A 20,893-nucleotide genomic window follows, 5' to 3' on the forward strand; every position below is an offset into this window, starting at 1 on the left:
GACCACAAGGAAATTTCTGTTCAGAAATTTCCTTGTGGTCTTTCACTTAATTGTAATGAAGCAAATACCTCACTTATCTTCAAACAATAATGCTTCTAATTCATTTAACTTCTCTTCAAATACTTGTAACGCCTCTTTAACAGGCTCTGGTGATGCCATATCTACTCCTGCTTTTTTCAATACTTCAATTGGATAGTCAGAGCTTCCAGCTTTTAAGAATTCATTAATATAACGCTCTACCGCTGGTTTTCCTTCTTCTAAAATTTGTTTGGATAAAGCTGTTGCTGCACTAAATCCTGTTGCATACTGATATACATAGTAATTATAGTAGAAATGCGGAATGCGAGACCACTCTAAACCAATTTCTTTATCGATGACTAAAGCATCTCCAAAATATTTTTTATTTAAATCATAGTAAATTTCCGTTAACATATCTGGCGTTACTGCATGACCTTCTTGTACCTTTTTATGAATGATATGTTCAAATTCTGCAAACATTGTTTGACGGAATACAGTTCCACGGAATCCTTCTAAGTAATGATTTAATAAATATAAACGTTCTTTCTTATCTTCTGTCGTTTTTAATAAATAATCATTTAAAATTGCTTCGTTACAAGTAGATGCAACTTCGGCAACGAATATTGAATAGTCGCCATATACATGTGGTTGTGTCTTTCTTGTATAGTAGCTATGCACGGAATGACCAAACTCATGTGCAAGTGTAAATAGATTATTTACATTATCATGCCAGTTCATTAAAATATACGGATTTGTTCCATATGCACCAGATGAGTATGCCCCGCTGCGCTTCCCTTTATTTTCATATACATCTACCCAACGGTTTTCATACGCTTCCTTTAAAATCTCAACATACTCGTCACCAAGGACGTTTAAAGATTTCAATAAAATGTCTTGTGCCTCTTCATATTTCACATTCATTTTCACTTCTGGTACAAGTGGTGTATATAAGTCATACATATGCAATTCATCAAGCCCTAATGCACGTTTACGAATGTCAATGTAACGATGCAATAAATGTAAGTTCTCATTTACTGTCTCGACAAGTTGATCATATACCGCTTCAGGGATGTTATTATTACTTAATGCAGCTTGGCGTGCAGAATCATATTTACGAACGCGTGCATTGAAGTTATTACGTTTTACTGCACCACTTAATGTGCTTGCAAATGTATTTTTGTATTTTCCATATGTCTCAAAGACAGCATGAAACGCATCATGACGAACACGGCGATCATCGCTTTCTAAAAATTGAATATAACGGCCATGTGTTACTTCTACTTCTTCCCCATTTTCATCTTTAATAGATGGGAATTTTAAATCTGCATTATTAAGCATACCAAATGTATTACTTGATGCACTCATCACTTCAGATGCTTCTGCTAATAATGATTCTTCTGCTTCTGACAACACATGCGGACGCTGACGTGTAATCTCTTCTAATGCATGCTCATATACACTCAGTTCTTTGTCCTCTTGTAAAAATGATTGTAACTTTTCTTCTGAAATTGTTAAGATTTCAGGAACGATATATGCCATGCTACTTGAAACTTGTGAATATAAGTTCGTTGCACGATCATTCAGTGCTTGATAAGTAGAATTTGTTGTATCTTGATCATAACGCATATGAGCATATGTATATAACTTTCCTAATCGCATTGAAATTTCATCTTCATGCTGTAATACTGCTAACAACGTATTCGCAGAATCACCAAGTTTCCCTCTAAATTCAGCTAATTTTGGCAATAGCTCCTTCACTGCTTGAAATTCTTTTTCCCACTCTTCATCCGTTTGAAAAATATCTTCCAAACGCCATGTGTTCATTTCTTCAACTTCACTACGATTTGGCAATGCTTTTACTGTATTTTGTCCAGGCATCAATAGACCCTCCCTTTAATCTTCTCTACTTAAGTACAATTCGATTCTTCTTATGTAAATCCTTCTAGGCACTCTTTTATTATATCCCCTTTTTCTTTTCTCATGTTATACTTTGTTTCAAATAGAGATAGTGCATGCGCTAAGCAAATTGCGTCATATTCTTTTATTTCCTCCTCTGTTTTTGACATAGTAAATTGCCTCACTTTTCGATACTTATACAGATCGACTTTTTCAATCATCCCTACTTTACATAAAAATGTTATATACTCTACGATTGCAAACTTCCATACATGTTGTGAAAAATACGGTAATATTCGCCGCTGCATGCTACGCCTTTTATTTACATAGTAAAAGACAGCGTGCACTGAAAAATATTCTCCAATTTTAAATTTGCCAATGAAGTCTAGACAAAGAAAAGCCTGCCATACAAAAGGATGTGTTTGAAATGCAAATGCAGATGGAAGTGGAACACCGATTTCAGAAGGAAAATTTGAAGGAGAAAGTCTGAACTGATATAAGAGGCGGAGCAATGATTTATGACTATAATTCCAGATTGGTAGGACATTCATTCGAAAGTGGTTCTTTTTATTTTGCCATTCTCGTTCCAAACGCTCTTTCTGAAAAGGAACCTGACAAAAAATATCTTCAAAAGTACTCGTACGTATCAGAAAATGAATGGTATGTGAGAAATGAACATTGGTAGAAAACGGGGTGAGAAATACACATTTCATAAATAACTTTTCATTTGGACAAAAAAATAGGAGTAGCGGCTGAGGATAAGATTGTATACAAAAAGAGTGAAGGGAGGATAATGAGGTCCAATAAGCAGAGTACCTTTTTAATTGATTACCACCTAATATCCAGATGATTTGTATTCCTGCTTTCCGGTATGAGTAGGTTCTCTTTACTAATTGTTCCGTGGAGATTGACGCACATTGATATTCAATCGCTATTCTTCTTCCCTTTATCTCCATAAAAATATCCGGTCTTTGACGAATCTCTGGAAGATAGTGCTCAATTTCCACATGAAACCCTTGCGATTTGAGCCATCTATATAACTGCTCTTTCCCGCGCATATGATAGGTAGATTCCGGTTCAGATGAAACGTAGCACTGATCCACTTTTTTATGAGCAAAGTGCCAAGTCTTCTGATTTCCTAACTTAAGCTGCACTTCTTTCCCGCAAACTAGACAAAAAAAACGTTCCTTCTTCCTCATCGTAAGTAATGTCTTCTTATCTCGATTGTAAAGAAGGTGCACCTTCTCACCATTCTCTCTCCTTGCAACAAACATACTATCACACCCTTTCTATATTTTTGGTATTCTACAATTTATTGCAAATTCCTTTCTACGCAAAAAAAGGATGCTTTTGTGAAAGCATCCTTTTCTCTATAATAAAGGTGATAATAAGCGATATGTTGATTCAACAATCCGTCTATGAAGGCGCCTTTTATGAAAGCGATCCACATGAATTTCACTTGATACTTGTAAATCATCTTCGAAATCTTTAACAAGTTTCCGAATACTATTTGTATCATATAAAAAGGCATTCACTTCAAAATTCAAATGAAAACTTCTCATATCCATATTCGCTGTCCCAATCGATGCTAAATCAGAATCGACAATTACGATTTTACTATGGAGAAAGCCTTTTTCATATTCATATATCTTTACACCTGCATCTAATAACTCTGGAAAATAAGATCTCGATGCATAAAAGACAGTTCGTTTATCAGGTTTACTAGGCATTAATAAACGAACATCAATGCCCGCAAGAGCTGCTACTTTTAATGCAGATAAAATATCATCATCTGGAATGAAATAAGGTGTAGCGATCCAAATTGATTTTCTTGCAGAAGCAATCATTGTAAAGTAAAGATGTTTAATTGTTTCCCATTTATTATCTGGTCCACCTGCAACAAGTTGCACACCGCCCCAATGATCCCCTTCTACTGGCTTTACTCGTAAATATTCAGGTGCTAACACAGCCTCACCCGTCATATAAAACCAATCTTGTACGAAAATTAATTGTAAACTTTGTACTGCTTCACCTCGTAAATATAAATGCGTATCTCGCCAAAACCCAAAATATTTATTTTCCCCTAAATATTCATCACCAATATTTAGCCCACCTACAAATCCTTCATTTCCATCAATGACAACGATTTTTCGGTGATTCCGATAATTAATTTTATCATTTAAGATTGGAAAACGTACTGGAAAAAACGGAATCATCTCTACACCAGCATCATTTAATTCATCGATATAAGCGTTTGAAAGCTTAAAACTCCCAACAGCATCATATAAAAAACGGACAATAACGCCTTCCTTAGCCTTTTGAATTAAAATATCTTTAATTTTTGTTCCAAGCTTATCATCACGTACAATATAATATTCCATATGAATATGATGCTTCGCCTTTTTCAACCCATCCAAAATCATTTGAAACGTTTCATCCCCATTTGTTAACACTTTTGTTTCGGTTTGAAACGAAATATTTAATGCTCCAAGTCGATCAGCTAACCGAAATAATAACTCCTGGTGTTTATGGTTTTGCAAGATGCGTTCCTGATAATCCTCATGTCCTTTGTACCGCAAGAAAGCTTGTTCATCCAAAAGCGCCTTCTTTTGAAACATTCGTTTTCTGCGAAAGTTTTGTCCAAATAATAAATAAGCAAAAAATCCAAATACAGGAAAAATACCTAACACAATTAACCATGTCAATGTTTTAGATGGATTTCGATTTTCCAAGAAAATAACACAACCAATTAAAAATGCAGAAACAGTAAATAGAATACTTAAAATACCTAAAAATGAAATGTTTTTTATGCCTATTACATCCGAATAAAATGCTACATCAATAATCATGCGTAGCGAAACAAACACTGCAAATAATCCTAAAAAGAAGAAAAGTAGCTTTAACGTATTTTTCATCTCTGCCCCCCTTATCCACAAAGCTTTTCTACCCCTTAATATGCCCATCATATAAAAAGCCGATTTCATACTATAGAAATCGGCCTACGTTTTAGAAGGAAAATGACTGCGAATCGTCTCAAGTGCATGTTCTTTAACAATCTGTTTACCGTACTCACTTACACGGTGAACCGTTAAAGTAGATTCTTCCCCATATTCTAAAATAATACTTAAAACACGGTCAATTTCTTCTTCATCGTGTAGCACTTCATCAAATTCAACATATACATAATAGCGGTCTTCAAACGAATATAATTCATCTTTTATATCTTCAAAGATAAGACGATGGCTTAATGAAATAACATCTTCAAAATCATCGAATTTAATTAAAAAGCCAAATGTTCCATCTTCGTTAAAGTTTGTCCCCGCTTCTTCCTCTAATTCTTGTTGAAACAAAGATTCAATATGCTCGTCTAGAGGAATATCGATAATTTTATCTAGACCTATTGGTAATTCTAATTTTTGTCCATCTTTTGAAAGCTGTGCTTTCGTTACAAGTACTTCAAGTCCTTTATCAAGTGCCTGCACTTGAATCCACAATGGTCCATCAATAAAGAAATCATCATGATCGCGCGCCTCATCCATCATTTCCCAAAATAATTGTTCACTTCGTTCGCGATTATACCAGATCTCTTCACGATTAAACCCTCTATCCTCTATATCAACGTACGTAATAAAAAACTTCATCGTATGATCATTAATTCTTTCAATATCCAAAATACAACTCTCCCTTCCTGCTTAGAATTGTTATGAAGGGATTCCCCACTCATATGACAAATCAATAGATTCTTGTACTTTCATTTTATGATAAGATTCTCCAGAATGGAAATAAAATCGTTTTATTTTATAAAAACAGTCACTCGCCCATATTTATATTAAACTAAACCATTACATCCACTCTCCATTAACAAAAAATTGGACATACATTTACCTATCACACCGTACAATGTAATACAGTAAAGTTTCCAGTAGTAGCGCTTACTATTCAAAAATAGCGGGATAAAGCTGATCAAACTTTTTCTTCCCATACATAATCGTTTATTAAAACAGAATAAATGGAGGCAAAATAATGGAGTTAGATTTTTTGACATCTATACTAATGATTGTCGGTATCGATGTTGTATTAGGTGGTGATAATGCAATTGTCATCGCACTTGCCAGTCGTAATCTACCCGAATCTAAACGAAATCAGGCCATCCTTATTGGTACTAGTTTAGCAATTGTACTGCGAATTCTGCTCACAATACTTGCCGTCTATTTGCTCGATATACCATTTTTGCAACTTATCGGAGGCATCTTGCTTACACTGATTGCTGTAAATTTACTGACCGATAGTAACAATGACCTTTCTTCTATTCAAGCAAAAACAACATTATTTCAAGCAGTGCGTACAATCGTATTTGCCGATCTCGTTATGGGTTTTGATAATGTCCTTGCAATTGCTGGAGCAGCTCATGGAAATATTCCACTCGTAATTATTGGCTTATTAATTTCCATCCCCATTATTATTTGGGGCAGCAAACTCATTCTATTATTTATGGAACGATTCCCTTTTCTCATTTATTGCGGAGGTGCAATTTTAGCTTACACAGCAGGAAAAATGATTACGCACGAAACGAGACTTGCAACTTTTTTCAATCATAATCCTACTTTTACAGCAAGTATTCCCTTCCTCTTCATTTTTACAGTATTATGTGTCGGCTTTATTGTTCAACATGTAAAACTGCGTAATATGAACCATTGATACATGTAGTATATAAATACAAATTGAAGCAACAACATAAACCCTTTCTTTTTAGGTAGGAAAGAGCATCCAGCCATGCATAGAAGCGGTCAGACCCTCTTCCTGCCCCACGCCAAGTTAAAACAAAGAGAGAGAACGAGCGCAGGTCACTTTTTGTTCTTCATAGCCGTGACTTATATGTTGGAAAATCAAAATGGATATATATAACTGAAATTATGCGAAAACCTTCTACTTATTATGATAGTAGAAGGTTTTCGCATACATAACTTTATTATTAATTTACAAGACGCTGTGCTTCACGTAGTTGAAATGTTCTTACTGTACGTGGTAAGAAGCGACGAATTTCGTCTTCATTATAACCAACTTGAAGGCGTTTTTCATCAATCATAATAGGACGACGTAAAATGCCTGGATAGTCACGAATCATCTTATATAAATCTTGAAGTGGTAAAGATTCTAAGTTAACATTTAATTCTTGGAAAACTTTCGAACGAGTAGAAATAATCTCATCCGTTCCGCTTTCTGTCATGCGTAAAATTTCTTTAATTTCCTCAATCGTTAATGGATCTGAGAAAATATTACGTTCTGTATAGGGAATATGATTTTCCTCTAGCCATAATTTCGCCTTTCTACAAGACGTACAACTTGGAGAACTATATAGTGTTACCATACAAGACTCACTCTCCTTAAAGAGTACAAATTCTGTACTAATTACAGTTTAAATTTCTATGTTCCAGCAATTCTCCACTATAACTTGTCTTACAAGAAAATAAAAAATCGCTTTACATGTAAGCAACAACTGAATAAGCAATTTTTAACAAACAACAATTACTTTAAATAAGTAACTTCTATAGTCATTATACAATAGATTTACCAAGAAATATACAGTAAATTTCCTTCCTAATCAGAAAATCCCTCTTCAAATTCAAGCCGATTCTTAACATGCTTACATTCGATTTACACACGCAAAGAAACGAATTCTCTAGTCCTTGATATGTGCTGTCAAAGCGTTTTTTAACCTTTTTAGAAATTGATTTCCTTCCTATTCATAAGAAAACCTACCTGTTTGAAAGCTAACATTTCCTTACCTTTTTTCGGTAAAATGATGGTAAAATGTAAGACTTGGAGATATACAAAAAGAACGTTTGTTCTTATTTATTCTATCAAATCTCATAATTACTGTCTAGCATATTTCTAGTCAAAATGAATATTTTTCTGATATTTCTTTCTTTTTTCACTTTTTTCTCATACAATAAAAGTACAGACAGGCAAAGGGGGAATTTACATATGATTGCTTTTTTTATTGATTTTGCAATTGTGGCGGCCCTTGTCATCGGGATCACAGCATTCATTGGCGTCATTACAAATAGCATCGGTGAAAAACTCTTTGGCGGGAAAGAAAAAATGAAGTTTGTTAATAAAAGCTCCGACATACAATCTGGTTGGAAACAAGTTGGAGGTAAAGGAATTTATAAAAAACGTACGTATTAAAAAGAAGCAGGCAATCGCCTGCTTCTTTTTGCATTATTCCCCTACAGATGCCCATTTAAAGCTTAAATCGCCACCGTATTTATGGAAGTATAAATCTTTAATTGATTCTCTTTGTAAGTATGCTCTACTACGTTGATATACTGGAGCAATTGCCGCATCGTCAAGCAGCATTTTCTCTGCTTCGAGTAAATTTTTCCAACGTGCGTTTACATCGCTACCATCTTTCTTCGCTTTCATAATAATTTCATCATATTTCGGATTAGAATATCCCATTTTATTTTGCGCGCCACCTGTTACAAACATATCAAGGTATGTAATTGGATCTGGGAAATCTGCACTCCATGAAGAGAATGACATGACATAGTCACCTGCATCTTCTAATTTTAATTTTTGCGCAAATGGCTGTTGTTTAATTTTCACTGTTAAACCTGGTAAGTTCTTTTCTAGCTCGCCTTTTAAATACTCACCTGTCTTTTTGGATAATTCTACGTCTTCATTTAATAATTCTAACTCAATTTCATTTTTACCAAGTTCTTTTTTCCCAGCTTCCCAATATTTTTTCGCTTCTTTTATGTTCGGTTTCACAAGATCTCCATTTTCAACTCGGAAATCCTTTTTATCAGGACCGAACATAAATTTACCTGGAATTAATCCAGTTGCTGGAATAGATCCATTATTTAAAAGTGTATCAACAAGTGGTTTGCGTTCAAAACCAAGTGAAATTGCCTTACGAATATTTTTATTTGCTAACGCTGGATCCTTTTCATTTAAACGAAGGAAAAATACTGATGTTTCGTCTAATGTTATAAAATCTGGTTTCCCTTTATATTTATCGATAAATTCTGCTAATAATGTTGCACGATCGATCGCTTTTGTTTCATATAAATTAATTGGAGTAGCTGTATCTTTTACAATATTGAAGTTCACTTCTTCCAGCTTCACTACTTTATTATCCCAATATGATGGATTCTTTTTAATCTGGAAGTTTCTCTCGTGTTTCCACTCACTAAGTACGAATGGTCCATTGTAAAGTGTTGTATTTGCTTCTAATCCAAACTTGTTCCCTTGCTCTTTTACATATTTTTCATTTACAGGGTAAAATAACGGATACACCATTAAATCTACAAAATACGGGATAGAATTATCTAATTCTACTTCTAACGTATAGTCGTCAGTCGCTTTTACGCCCAATTGATCTGGTGCCATCTCTCTCTTATTAATTTTCTCTGCATTTTTGATATCATACATCATGTATGCTGATTTTGCAGCTGTATCAGGATTGATCGCTCTCTTCCATGCATACTCAAAATCCTTTGCTGTCACAGGATCACCATTTGACCATTTTGCATCTTCACGTAACTTAAAAGTATACTTCTTACCATCTTCTGACTTCTTATATTCCTTCGCTACTCCCGGAACTAATTTATCATCTTTTCCAAGACGATATAATCCTTCCATCGTATTATTCATGGCTCTTGAAGAAACCGAATCAGCTGATAACGCTGGATCCATCGTTGGAATTTCTTGTGTTTCAACTAAATTTAATACTTGTTTCGCATTACTTTTACCGCTTTCCCCTTTTGCTTTCGCTTGCGATTCGTCTTTTTGATAGCTACATGCCCCTAATAACATGCTCATTGCTAATGTTGATGCTACAAAAACTGGTACCTTCTTCTTCATCCTTCCATCCCCCTAAAAAATGTTAGCCCTTTCATTTCCAAACAAAAAGAAATGTATATATCTTCTAATAATTCATATTATACACATAAATGTGTTTTTTGTATATTTCTTTTTCTATCTTATTAAAATTTTCTGTTAACATTTCGTTTTTCATAAACGCTTTATATCGCCTTTTTACCTGTGTAAAATGCATAAATTAACCATTTTCCAAAAAATATAAATTATCAGAATATAATAAATGTTATATTCTATAATATTTTTGGATAATTATACTTTTTTCTTTCTCTGTTCTCTATATAACCTAGACCCCCTATCGAATTTACATGGCACACACTATATATATCCATTTTGATTTTCCAACATATAAGTCGCGGCTATGAAGAACAAACAGTGACCGCTACTTATTTTCTCTCTTTATTTTCACTTGGCATGGGGCAGGAAAAGGATCTGACTTCTATGCATGGCTGGATTCTCTCTCCCACCTAAAAAGAAAGGTTTTATGTCTATTTTTCAATTTGTACTTATATAGAAAAAATCCCATTATGTTTTCTTTACAAATACTTGATGTTCTGCGCTGCAAAATGAATGCAAGTGTTAATAAAGTATGATAAGATACACTTTGCTTAAAAATGATGTTAGTAAAGAGGGGGATGGGATGACAGCCATTCATTCACAAAACAGGAAAGAAGAAAAATTAAATTTATTCTTCTTAACATGGCCTATTTTTTTAGAAGTTTTTCTTTTTATGTTAATGGGGATCGCTGACACTTTTATGCTAAGTGCATTATCAGATGATGCAGTATCGGGCGTTGGCGCAGCAAATCAATATCTCCACATTGCAATATTAGTGCTAGAAGTAATCGGAAATGGTGCTGCAATTGTTGTATCTCAGTATCTCGGTTCCAAACGATACATGGAAGCGTCAAAAATATCAGCATTAGCAGTTACCTTAAATTTAGGGGTCGGCCTTATTATAAGTACCATTTTTCTTTTATTTTCAAAAAATATGATGGCTGCAATGAATTTACAAGGTGATGTCTTAGCTTACGCACAAAATTATTTATCGATTGTCGGGGGAGCAATCTTTCTTCAAGCTATTATCAATTCACTAGCTGCAATTATTCGTGTTCATGGATTTACAAAACAAGCGATGTTTATTTCACTAGGAATGAATATCCTTCACATTGCCGGAAACTATATGCTTATTTTCGGAAAGTTTGGCATGCCTGAACTCGGTGTGCAAGGGGCTGCTATTTCCTCTGCATTCAGTCGATTTATCGCACTCATTGTTTTCTTCTGGTTACTCTATCGCGTCATGGAATACCGCGTAAAATTAACATACTACTTTACCTTATCAAAGGAATATATAGGGAAAATCTTAAAAATCGGTATTCCCTCTGCATTTGAGCAAGTTATGTACCAGGCATGTCAAATCGTCTTCTTATACTACGCGACATACTTAGGTGCAGAGTCATTAGCAGCAAGACAATACGCCACAAACATTTCGATGTTTACGTATTTATTTGCGATCGCTATTGGAATGGGAACAGCCATTATCGTCGGTCGTTTAGTTGGCGGAAATGAAAAAGATGAAGCCTATATACGCGTGTGGAAAAGTGTAAAGTGGGCTATCGGTGTTACGTTATGTATGGTCATTCTTGTCATAACATTTCGCATTCAGTTAATGGAATTATTTACAGATAATCCTCATATCATCGCTCTAGGAGCATCCGTTCTTTTATTAAGCCTTATATTAGAAACGGGACGAACGATGAATATTGTCATCATCAATTCACTCCGTGCAGCAGGTGATGCAAAATACCCTGTCCTAATTGGAGCATTCTCAATGGTACTCATGAGTTTGCCACTCGGCTACTTTTTTGTGTTTTATTTACATATGGGGCTTTCTGGTATTTGGCTAGCTATTGCCATCGATGAGTGGACGCGTGCAATTATTATGTTCTTCCGCTGGAAAAGCAGAGCATGGGAAAACTACGCTCTTGTTAAACCTGAGGCTTCTGAAGAGTCAGCACCAGTTCAAGCCTAATATAAATCATATACACTACTTTTATAAATTTATTTTGATTTTCCAACGTACAAATAACAGCTTTGAAAATAAAAGGAAACTCTCCACTCATTCTCTCCTTTTGTTTTCATACGGCATGGGGCTAAAAAAGGTTCTGTCCGCTTCTATGCATGGGCGGATCTTCTCTCCCACCCAAAAAGAAAGGGGTTATATCAGTTTTCTAATTTGTATTTACATAAAAAAGAAGCGACCTCTCAAGGCCGCTTTTTCTATTATTGATAGATTTCTTTATATTTCTTGTATTCTGCTTCTGAGCATAAAACAAAATGTCCAGGACGAATTTCCCGCATCGTTGGTACTTCATTTCCATATTGATGCTGAGATGGATCATACACAATCCGTTTACGATTGCGCTCATAGTCTGGATCAGGAAGCGGAATCGCTGATAATAATGATTTTGTATATGGATGAATTGGATTCTCATATAATTCATCACTGCTCGTTAATTCAACAATTTGACCACGATACATAACACCAATGCGATCACTAATGTATTTTACCATTGATAGGTCATGGGCAATGAATAAATATGTTAATCCTTTTTCTTTTTGCAACTTTTTCAATAAGTTTACAACTTGCGCCTGAATCGATACGTCCAGCGCAGAAATTGGCTCATCCGCAATGATAAATTCAGGTTCTACAGCTAGCGCACGAGCAATCCCAATACGTTGACGTTGTCCACCAGAGAATTCATGCGGGAAACGGTTTGCGTGTTCTTTATTTAATCCAACTGTATTCAGTAATTCATGAACACGGTCCATACGTTCTTTTTTATTTTTTGCTAACCCGTGAATATCAATACCTTCTGCAATAATATCCCCAACTGTCATACGCGGGTTTAATGACGCATATGGATCTTGGAAAATCATTTGCATTTTACGATTAAATTTCTTTAACTCTGCTCGTGATTTTTTACCATGTACGTTTTCACCATCGAACAATACTTCACCAGCAGTTGCATCGTATAAGCGAATAATCGTTCTTCCCGTTGTCGATTTTCCGCAACCCGATTCTCCTACAAGCCCAAATGTTTCACCGCGGTAAATATCAAATGAAATATCGTTGACCGCTTTTACAACACCACCACTCACATTGAAGTGCTGCTTCACATTTTTTACTTCAATTAATTTTTCACGTTGATTAGTCATGTTGTTCACCTGCTTTCATCTGAAGAATTCGTTTTTGAACGACTTCTGGCGGTTTCACTTCCGGCGCTTGCTCATGAAGTAACCATGTTGCCGCATAATGTGTATCACTTACTTTAAACAATGGTGGTTCCATTTCAAAATCAATTTTTAACGCCTGCGGGTTACGTGGTGCAAAAGCATCCCCTTTTGGCGGTTTCAATAAATCTGGAGGTGTTCCAGGAATTGCATATAACTCTTCCTCTGAACCATCTAAACTTGGCATAGATGCGATTAATCCCCATGTATACGGATGTTTTGGATTGTAGAAAATTTCATCAACCGTTCCAATTTCAACAACTTTACCAGCATACATAACAGCAACTCGATCTGCCACGTTCGCCACTACACCTAAGTCATGCGTAATGAAAATAATTGCCGCTTCCGTTTTCTGCTGAATATCCTTCATTAATTCCAAAATTTGCGCCTGAATTGTAACGTCAAGTGCCGTCGTTGGCTCATCGGCAATCAATAATTTTGGATTACAAGCTAGTGCCATCGCAATAACAACACGCTGTCTCATACCACCGGAAAATTGGTGGGGATATTGCTTTAAACGCGCTTCTGGATTTGGAATTCCAACAAGATCGATTAACTCTAAAGCAACTTTACGTGCATCTGCTTTACCCATTCCTTGGTGCTTAATAAGACCTTCCATGACTTGATTACCAATTGTCATCGTTGGATTTAATGATGTCATCGGATCTTGGAAAATCATCGCGATTTCTTTCCCACGAACTTGTTGCATTTCTTTTTCCGTTAACTTTGTTAAATCACGACCGTCAAATATAATTTCTCCATTTTTAATGCGTCCTGGAGGGTTAGGGATTAATCCCATTAGCGCTTTCGATGTAACAGATTTCCCAGAACCAGATTCTCCTACAATCGCTAATGTTTCTCCTTTTTTCAAATCAAAAGTAACTCCACGAACAGCTTGCACTTGACCAGCATGTGTATCAAAGGAGACTTGTAAATCTTTTACCTCTAACAATGTTTTCATTTTACTTCTCCCTCCTCTTTTACTTACGCATTTTTGGATCTAACGCATCGCGTAATCCATCTGCCATTAAGTTAAATGCTAAAATTAACATACTGATAACAATCGCAGGGATGAACATCATATGTGGATATGTTTGAATTGATTTATATCCATCATTTACAAGAGAACCAAGCGATGCAAATGGCGGCTGAATACCAAGTCCAATGAAACTTAAGAACGCTTCACCGAACACCGCTGTAGGAATTGTAAACATTGTCATAACAATAATTGGTCCCATTACGTTTGGAATTAAGTGTTTCACAATTAATTGTGTGTTTGTTGCGCCTAATGTACGAGATGCTAATACATATTCTTGATTTTTCAGTTTTAAAATTTGTCCCCGCACAATCCGTGACATTCCAATCCAGCCTGTAATTGCCATCGCAAGTGTAATTGACCAAATACCTGAACCCATAATAATTACCATCAAAATAACGATAATTAAATACGGAATACCATTAATAATTTCCATGATACGCTGCATAATATTATCTACTCGTCCACCATAGAACGCTGAAATACCTCCATATGCAACCCCAATTACTAAATCAATCGCTGCCGCTAATAGGGCGATATATAATGATACGCGTGTTCCTTCCCATGTTCTTGTCCATAGATCACGTCCAAGATCATCTGTACCAAACCAGAAATACTCTTTAATATCACGTTTTGCATATTGATCAACACCATATTGATCTTTACCATCAAACGGCAACCAATGAATATTTTCGATTACTGGAATTTTTGGTGGCATTTTTGCACGACCTAAGTCTTGCTCTTTATAGGAATGTTTACTTACCATCGGCCCAAAAATTGCCATAAGTGTAATAATAATCAGTAATACAAGACCGAACATTGCCCCTTTATGCTGGAACAAACGTCTTCTTACATCTTGCCAAAAAGTTAAGCTTGGACGGGCAATGACTTCATTATCAACATTGCTTTGATTGGCTGGCTGAAATAAATCTGGAGATAATTTTTGTATATCTTTCATCATTTTTTCCCTCCCGCTAGACGAATACGAGGATCAATAATTCCGTATAAAATATCCACAATAAAGATGACTAAAATAAAGATTGCACTATAGAAAATTGTTGTTCCCATAATAACTGTATAATCATTTAATGTTATCGATTTAACGAATTGCTCCCCAAGTCCAGGTACAGCAAAAATTTGTTCAATAACAAGTGTCCCTGTAATTAACCCTGCAACCATTGGTCCTAAAATTGTAACAACCGGAATAAGTGCGTTACGAAGTGCGTGTTTCACAATGATAACGCCTTGACTAATCCCTTTTGCTTTTGCTGTTAAAATATAATCAGCCTGCATAACTTCAATTAATTCTGCACGAGCAAAACGCGCGATTGTTGCGATAACTGCCATTGATAAGGCGATAGTAGGCATAACTGTAAATTCAGGTCCCTTCCAGAATGCAACTGGGAACCAGCCAAGTTTTACACCTACGAAATATTGTAACAGTGCCGCAAATACGAAGGATGGTACCGACATTCCGAGTACGGAAATAATCGTTGCTCCATAATCGACCCATGTATTATTACGAAGTGCGGCGATAACTCCTAAGATTAATCCTATAAATGTACCAAACACAATTGCCTGGAAGCCAAGCTGTGCTGATGGCCCAATACGCTCGACAATCATATCTGTTACTGGACGGTTATCATATTGGAATGATACTCCTAAATCACCTTTTACTAAGTTTCCTAAATAACGCGCATACTGAACTGGTAGCGGATCATTCAAACCATATTTTTCTAAAATGAGTTCCCTTTGCTGTGGTGATAATTTCTCTTGGTTTTTAAGTGGAGAACCCGGCAGTAATTTCATTAGAAAGAATGTTAATGTAGTAATTAAAAATAATGTTACAATCATGTACACGAAACGTTTGAATACATAACGTCCCATAGTCAAGCACCTCCCCATTTTTTCAAAAGCAATAAGATAGTTTAAAATATTCTTACTTTTATTTTTTTTTAAAATAAGAGTATATGCCCATCAGAGGCATATACCCTTGTAAACGATGGAATAAAAATTATTTTTGTTCAACAGATGCAAGCTTATAATTCAGTTTACCACCGTAATTAATCGGGATAATATCTTTCACAGCACCTTTTGCCAAGTAAAGTAAGCATGTCCCTTTTGGAAGCTCGGCGCAATAACCGCATCTTCTTTCATTAACATCTTTTCAACCTGTAAAAGGTTATCTCAGCGAGCTTGTAAATCTTTCGTATCTGTTTTTGCTTTTTGAATTCACTCATCATACTTTGGATTCTGTTTTGTGTACCATTCACAACAAACATATCTACATATGAAATTGGATCTAGATAATTCTGACCTTCAACATTGAAAGCAAACTCATATTATCCTACCTCCCCCTAATTGCACTTCCTGTACCCAACTTATTAAAATAATAGAATTGAAAGAATAATCTCCAAGTTTCTACAATTTTCATTATACATATAATATGACGATTGTGAATATCATTTTTTGTTTTTTTGTTAAAATTTTTAATGAAATGTTAATTTTTTTATTTTTCTGTAAAGGTATAACTTAACATTGATACCATCATATTGAAATAAAATACACAATTGCGTATAATTTTCAAATAATTACTTCTAGTACTCATTATAACTTTTATAGTATAATAATTCCAGTAGCATTTTGACGGAGGGGAACATTTTGAATAGACTTTTTTTTCATACCTGCATACTCATTTTATTCGCAATACTTACTTCTAGTATTGGTGCATTTTTATTTCCATCTCACTTTTTGTTGAATTTTGTCAATATTTCGTTTTATATCGCATTATTGTGTATTCTCTTAGGCGGCTTTTTATTCTTATTTCAAAGTGGATTTTTCAACGTAACGATATATGCCTTCCAAAAAGTGTTTGGAACAAATAAAAAAATCGAATCTCTAATTGAAGAAGAAGAGCCTGTTGATAAAAAAGAACGAATCTATAAGACATATTCATTCACATGGACATATCCTATTTGTATTACAGGTGTTCTACTTGGAGCCCTCTCGACAATTATTAGCTTTACTATTTTGATGTAGTTTGCAAACAATCTTCCATATGATATAATAATTTGCAAAACATTTTGCTATTAAATAGCTTCAACTCTTGAATAGCAAGAGTTACGTTATAATAATTTCATATGCATGCGATGAGAAAGAAGAGTACATATTGCAGCAATTTCAGAGAGCTTGTGGCTGGTGTGAACAAGTAATTGTACAATATGGAATGGGCTTTTGAGCACCAAACCGAAACAACTGAGGAGTAGGCTTTGGCGTTATATCCAGCGTTATAATGGATACAAGAGATTTCACAGCCGTGAAATAATTAGGGTGGTACCGCGGTCCATTCGTCCCTATATCATTTGGGATGATTGGGCTTTTTTGTATTATAAAGCGGAAGCGGCTCGCTCAGAATGTGAGGGGGATGGAGCTCCTGACGTAGAGGCGTTCTTTGCCTCGCAGGAAGGCGCGAAGCCACCGATCATTCTTGCCGCTGGAGCTGGATTATATAAAAAGCGGAGGCGACTGCCTAGCCCTGGGTGGCTAAAGTTCTTTTCCACAGAAGGTGCTTTTTACCTTCTCGTGGGGAAGGTTCTTAGCCGCGAAGGGCTAGGAGCCGGAGCTAGATTACACAAAAAGCGGAAGCGGCTCATATTGATCTACTTCCCCCACCCTTCAACAATACATACCTAAAATTTAAGGAGGAATTACTTATGTCAGTTATCTTTTCTGGTATTCAACCAAGTGGAACAATTACACTTGGAAACTATTTAGGAGCTATGAAGCAATTTACAGAACTCCAAAACGAACATGATTGTTATTTCTGCATTGTCAATCAACATGCTATTACAGTGCCTCAGGACTCTGTACAGCTTCGTAAAAATATCCGTAGCCTTGCTGCACTATATGTCGCTTGTGGCATTGACCCTGAAAAATCAACTTTATTTGTGCAATCAGAAGTACCAGCACACGCTCAACTAGGATGGATTATGCAATCTATCGCATATGTTGGAGAATTAGAACGAATGACACAATACAAAGATAAATCATCAGGCAGAGAGTCTGTTCCAGCCGGTTTACTTACGTATCCACCGTTAATGGCTGCTGATATCTTACTTTATAACACTGAAATCGTTCCAGTTGGTGACGACCAAAAACAACATATGGAAATAACACGTGATTTAGCAGAACGTTTCAATAAACGTTACCGTGAAATATTCACAATTCCGGAAATTCGTATTCCAAAAGTAGGGGCACGTGTTATGTCATTAACAGAGCCTACGAAAAAAATGAGTAAATCTGATCCAAATCCAAAATCAATGATTAGCATGCTTGATGAGCCTAAAACAATTGAAAAGAAAATTAAAAGTGCAGTAACTGATTCTGACGGCATTGTAAAATACGACAAAGAAAACAAACCTGGTATTTCCAACCTATTAACAATCTATTCTTCATTCACAGGCAAAACAATCGAAGAACTAGAAACTTATTATGAAGGAAAAGGATACGGTGACTTTAAAGGCGATTTAGCGAAAATCGTTGTAGAAGCAATTCGTCCAATCCAAGAAAAATATAACGAACTAATCAACTCTCCAGAATTAGATGAAATTCTAGACAAAGGTGCTGAAAAAGCAAACCGAGTTGCAATAAAACAACTACGTAAAGTAGAAAATGCAATGGGATTAAGCAGAAAACGTAGATAATGATAAAAAGCGGAGGCGACTGCTTAGCCCTGGGTGGATAAGGTTCTTTCCCACAGAAGGTGCTTTTTACCTTCTCGTGGGGAAGGTTCTTAGACGCGAAGGGCTAGGAGCCGGAGCTGGATTATATAAAAAGCGGAGGCGGCTCGCTCAGAATGTGAGGGGGATGGAGCTCCTGACGTAGAGGCGTTCTTTGCCTCGCAGGAAGGCGCGAAGCCACCGATCATTCTTGCCGCCGGAGCTGGATTACACAAAAAACTGCACCTCCAGTTGTTAGACTGTATCTAACAATTGGGGTGCAGTTTTTTTACTGCTTTTTAATTTACCTTTTGCTCATTTTCCATTTCCCATAGTTTCTCAAAGAATGGTTGTCCTTTTACAAGGCGTTCACATAGCTGTTCATGCTTCTCCGACCAGCCATATTTTGCTTCTTCATAAAGACGCTCCCAAACGTCTTCAAAATTCATATGTTGAACTGTTCCATAAGCTGATGGATCCCACTCTGTATACCAATAGCGAATTTCAGCTGGATTTTTCGTTGTATGTAGTTGATCTAACGCCATAAATAGCAATTGCTTTAATTGTCTTTCTTTACGTGTTAAACCATTCATGATATAAGGTGATGGCGATAAAATGTGATGCTCTTTTTGAATTTCTTCTACTTGAAACTCATACGTTTCTGCCTGAACATTCTCTACCATCTCATATACCATCTGTTCTTGACGCGGTATAAGTCTACTTTTTCGAATTGGTACATTGTAGCCAATTGAATCTACTGCAATAATTCCTTTTCCATCTGTAACAACAAAACAGTACTCTTGTTGCAAACGTTCATGATTTTTACGAATATACGCCTTATGATGTACGTCTTCCAATAACTTTTGCGGAAGCTCCAATAATTCGTTCTCGATGTAATGATATAATGTGGAATCTACTTTTAATAATGGCACTTGATCTAATAACTCAATCGTATCATCCTTCCGCCATTCGTAAAAATGACAAACGTTATACCCATTTTCTTCACCTTCAAACCAATTTACCCATACATCATGCAGATATAACATTTTCTACCCCTCACTTCACTACTGTTTGTACATCTCATTATGTTCATTTTTTGTAAAATTTATTCCATCCAAGGAAATATATTCTACTTATTATTTCTTCACCGCACCTTACTTCCATTTTCACCATGAAAAAAACTTGGCAGCGCCAAGTTTTCAATTCAGCATTCGAAATTTGCCTAATAAACTGCCCGTTAATGCGGAATAAATGTATTAGCCTTATTTAATATGTGCTTTGCATCTATAGATAATAAAGAAAGTGTATTTTCTCGTTCAAGTTCTACACACTCTTTTACAATATGAAATCCAATTGCATACCCAAGCATCTTTGGATACTTGTGCATCCCAGTTAGTAAACAATCATGTTCCCTCGTTCCTCTCTTCATATCTACTCTATCTTTTACAATCTTCTCCCAATAATATCGTGCTTCTTCTTTTGTAAAGTATAACGTCCAAGGTGCACATTCTTCTTCTGTATGCCTTTCAGTCACAGCCTGCTCCGCTAATCCCTCCATAATCATTGTATCTAATAATGTATAGTCCTTTTCCCTATTTTCAATTTGATGTAACCGACATATATGATGATATTCATGCGTCAGCAACGCTTTTAATTCCTTCACTGAATTTTTGCCGCATACAAATAAAAAAATAACATGACGCATTGTTAAACCCGCTTTTCCGTTATACTCTTCTTGCACAGTTCGATTATATGAATCTGATAACAAAATAAAGACAGGGACATCTGGGCCTTTTAACCATTTTCTTAGCTCTTCATACTCTTTAGATAACTCTTTCCAAATCTGCTTCTCCTCTAACTGTCCAATCTCCTTTTCCCCTTCTCTTACCGGGCGATACATACCTTTAGAAACTAAAAATTGATACAGTCTCTCTTTTGGCAATGGAATGTATTTTGTAAACTTCTCACAAAGTTTTTCTGGACGTCCATAATACAAATGTAGCCAATCTGCCGTTTGAATAATCCCCATCCTCACCTCTCCCCTCTC

Annotated in this window: 17 protein-coding genes, 2 pseudogenes and 1 other annotated feature; of the genes and pseudogenes, 5 read left to right on the forward strand and 14 right to left on the reverse strand. The window is 35.8% G+C overall.

Features of this window, described 5'->3' with window-relative positions; all coding sequences use genetic code 11:
- Positions 1 to 69: 69 nt before the first annotated feature.
- The 4 genes from pepF to mecA all read right to left on the reverse strand — a co-directional run bounded on the left by pepF (position 70) and on the right by mecA (position 5,585).
- Entirely contained in the window at positions 70 to 1,896 is a 1,827-nt protein-coding gene (gene pepF, locus V7183_RS11345) for an oligoendopeptidase F (RefSeq protein WP_335359573.1), read from the reverse strand.
- A gap of 50 nt (positions 1,897 to 1,946) precedes the next feature.
- A complete protein-coding gene (locus tag V7183_RS11350) occupies positions 1,947 to 3,188 on the reverse strand; it encodes a competence protein CoiA (protein WP_335359574.1) in 1,242 nt (413 codons plus the stop codon).
- Positions 3,189 to 3,284: 96 nt separating this feature from the next.
- Positions 3,285 to 4,829, reverse strand: coding sequence for a cardiolipin synthase (gene cls / locus V7183_RS11355; RefSeq protein ID WP_335359575.1), 1,545 nt, complete (start codon positions 4,827 to 4,829; stop codon positions 3,285 to 3,287).
- An 84-nt stretch (positions 4,830 to 4,913) separates the two neighbouring features.
- Positions 4,914 to 5,585 (reverse strand): adaptor protein MecA, encoded by a 672-nt coding sequence (gene mecA / locus V7183_RS11360; protein WP_097898174.1) that lies wholly within the window; start codon positions 5,583 to 5,585, stop codon positions 4,914 to 4,916.
- A 352-nt stretch (positions 5,586 to 5,937) separates the two neighbouring features.
- On the opposite strand from mecA, the gene V7183_RS11365 reads away from it, so the two are divergent.
- The gene (locus tag V7183_RS11365) at positions 5,938 to 6,612 is read left to right on the forward strand and encodes a TerC family protein (RefSeq protein WP_335359576.1); all 675 of its coding nucleotides are present in this window, start codon (positions 5,938 to 5,940) and stop codon (positions 6,610 to 6,612) included.
- Between the two features lie 274 nt (positions 6,613 to 6,886).
- Here the strand turns inward: V7183_RS11365 and spx are convergent, their stop codons facing one another.
- The gene (gene spx / locus V7183_RS11370) at positions 6,887 to 7,282 is read right to left on the reverse strand and encodes a transcriptional regulator Spx (RefSeq protein ID WP_000258267.1); all 396 of its coding nucleotides are present in this window, start codon (positions 7,280 to 7,282) and stop codon (positions 6,887 to 6,889) included.
- 617 nt (positions 7,283 to 7,899) lie between these two features.
- Between spx and V7183_RS11375 the strand changes: the two genes are divergently transcribed.
- Positions 7,900 to 8,103 (forward strand): hypothetical protein, encoded by a 204-nt coding sequence (locus V7183_RS11375; protein ID WP_335359577.1) that lies wholly within the window; start codon positions 7,900 to 7,902, stop codon positions 8,101 to 8,103.
- A gap of 33 nt (positions 8,104 to 8,136) precedes the next feature.
- On the opposite strand, the gene V7183_RS11380 is transcribed toward V7183_RS11375, so the two are convergent.
- A complete protein-coding gene (locus tag V7183_RS11380; protein WP_335359578.1) occupies positions 8,137 to 9,783 on the reverse strand; it encodes a peptide ABC transporter substrate-binding protein in 1,647 nt (548 codons plus the stop codon).
- A gap of 604 nt (positions 9,784 to 10,387) precedes the next feature.
- Between V7183_RS11380 and V7183_RS11385 the strand changes: the two genes are divergently transcribed.
- A complete protein-coding gene (locus V7183_RS11385; protein WP_335359579.1) occupies positions 10,388 to 11,830 on the forward strand; it encodes an MATE family efflux transporter in 1,443 nt (480 codons plus the stop codon).
- A 251-nt stretch (positions 11,831 to 12,081) separates the two neighbouring features.
- Here V7183_RS11385 and V7183_RS11390 read toward each other — a convergent pair whose 3' ends face one another.
- From V7183_RS11390 to V7183_RS25955, 6 genes and pseudogenes are all read right to left on the reverse strand, one after another.
- On the reverse strand, positions 12,082 to 13,017 hold the full coding sequence (locus V7183_RS11390; protein WP_097895428.1) for an ABC transporter ATP-binding protein: 936 nt from the start codon (positions 13,015 to 13,017) through the stop codon (positions 12,082 to 12,084).
- A complete protein-coding gene (locus V7183_RS11395; protein WP_097895429.1) occupies positions 13,010 to 14,053 on the reverse strand; it encodes an ABC transporter ATP-binding protein in 1,044 nt (347 codons plus the stop codon). The genes V7183_RS11390 and V7183_RS11395 overlap by 8 nt, the downstream gene beginning before the upstream one ends.
- A 19-nt stretch (positions 14,054 to 14,072) precedes the next feature.
- Positions 14,073 to 15,089: an oligopeptide ABC transporter permease gene (gene opp3C / locus V7183_RS11400; RefSeq protein WP_097895432.1), complete on the reverse strand. Its 1,017-nt coding sequence runs from the start codon at positions 15,087 to 15,089 to the stop codon at positions 14,073 to 14,075.
- On the reverse strand, positions 15,086 to 16,015 hold the full coding sequence (gene opp3b / locus V7183_RS11405) for an oligopeptide ABC transporter permease (RefSeq protein WP_097895433.1): 930 nt from the start codon (positions 16,013 to 16,015) through the stop codon (positions 15,086 to 15,088). Before opp3b ends, opp3C begins: the two co-directional genes overlap by 4 nt.
- A 127-nt stretch (positions 16,016 to 16,142) precedes the next feature.
- Positions 16,143 to 16,470 (reverse strand): annotated as a pseudogene (locus V7183_RS11410) (peptide ABC transporter substrate-binding protein); the annotation flags it as partial.
- A gap of 5 nt (positions 16,471 to 16,475) precedes the next feature.
- A pseudogene (locus tag V7183_RS25955) lies at positions 16,476 to 16,679 on the reverse strand (hypothetical protein).
- A 110-nt stretch (positions 16,680 to 16,789) separates the two neighbouring features.
- Here V7183_RS25955 and V7183_RS11415 point away from each other — a divergent pair.
- Both V7183_RS11415 and trpS read left to right on the forward strand, forming a co-directional pair.
- Positions 16,790 to 17,167, forward strand: coding sequence for a DUF3899 domain-containing protein (locus V7183_RS11415; protein ID WP_335359580.1), 378 nt, complete (start codon positions 16,790 to 16,792; stop codon positions 17,165 to 17,167).
- A gap of 101 nt (positions 17,168 to 17,268) precedes the next feature.
- Positions 17,269 to 17,486: a binding site (T-box leader), on the forward strand.
- Positions 17,487 to 17,841: 355 nt separating this feature from the next.
- Positions 17,842 to 18,831: a tryptophan--tRNA ligase gene (gene trpS / locus V7183_RS11420; protein ID WP_335359581.1), complete on the forward strand. Its 990-nt coding sequence runs from the start codon at positions 17,842 to 17,844 to the stop codon at positions 18,829 to 18,831.
- Positions 18,832 to 19,145: 314 nt separating this feature from the next.
- On the opposite strand, the gene V7183_RS11425 is transcribed toward trpS, so the two are convergent.
- Positions 19,146 to 19,892, reverse strand: a complete 747-nt coding sequence (locus V7183_RS11425; RefSeq protein WP_097895437.1) for a YjbA family protein — start codon at positions 19,890 to 19,892, stop codon at positions 19,146 to 19,148.
- Between the two features lie 191 nt (positions 19,893 to 20,083).
- The gene (locus V7183_RS11430) at positions 20,084 to 20,875 is read right to left on the reverse strand and encodes a DUF2268 domain-containing protein (RefSeq protein ID WP_335359582.1); all 792 of its coding nucleotides are present in this window, start codon (positions 20,873 to 20,875) and stop codon (positions 20,084 to 20,086) included.
- Between the last annotated feature and the right edge of the window lie 18 nt (positions 20,876 to 20,893).

The organism is Bacillus sp. JJ1127 (assembly GCF_036965845.1).
Taxonomy (GTDB): Bacteria; Bacillota; Bacilli; order Bacillales; family Bacillaceae_G; genus Bacillus_A.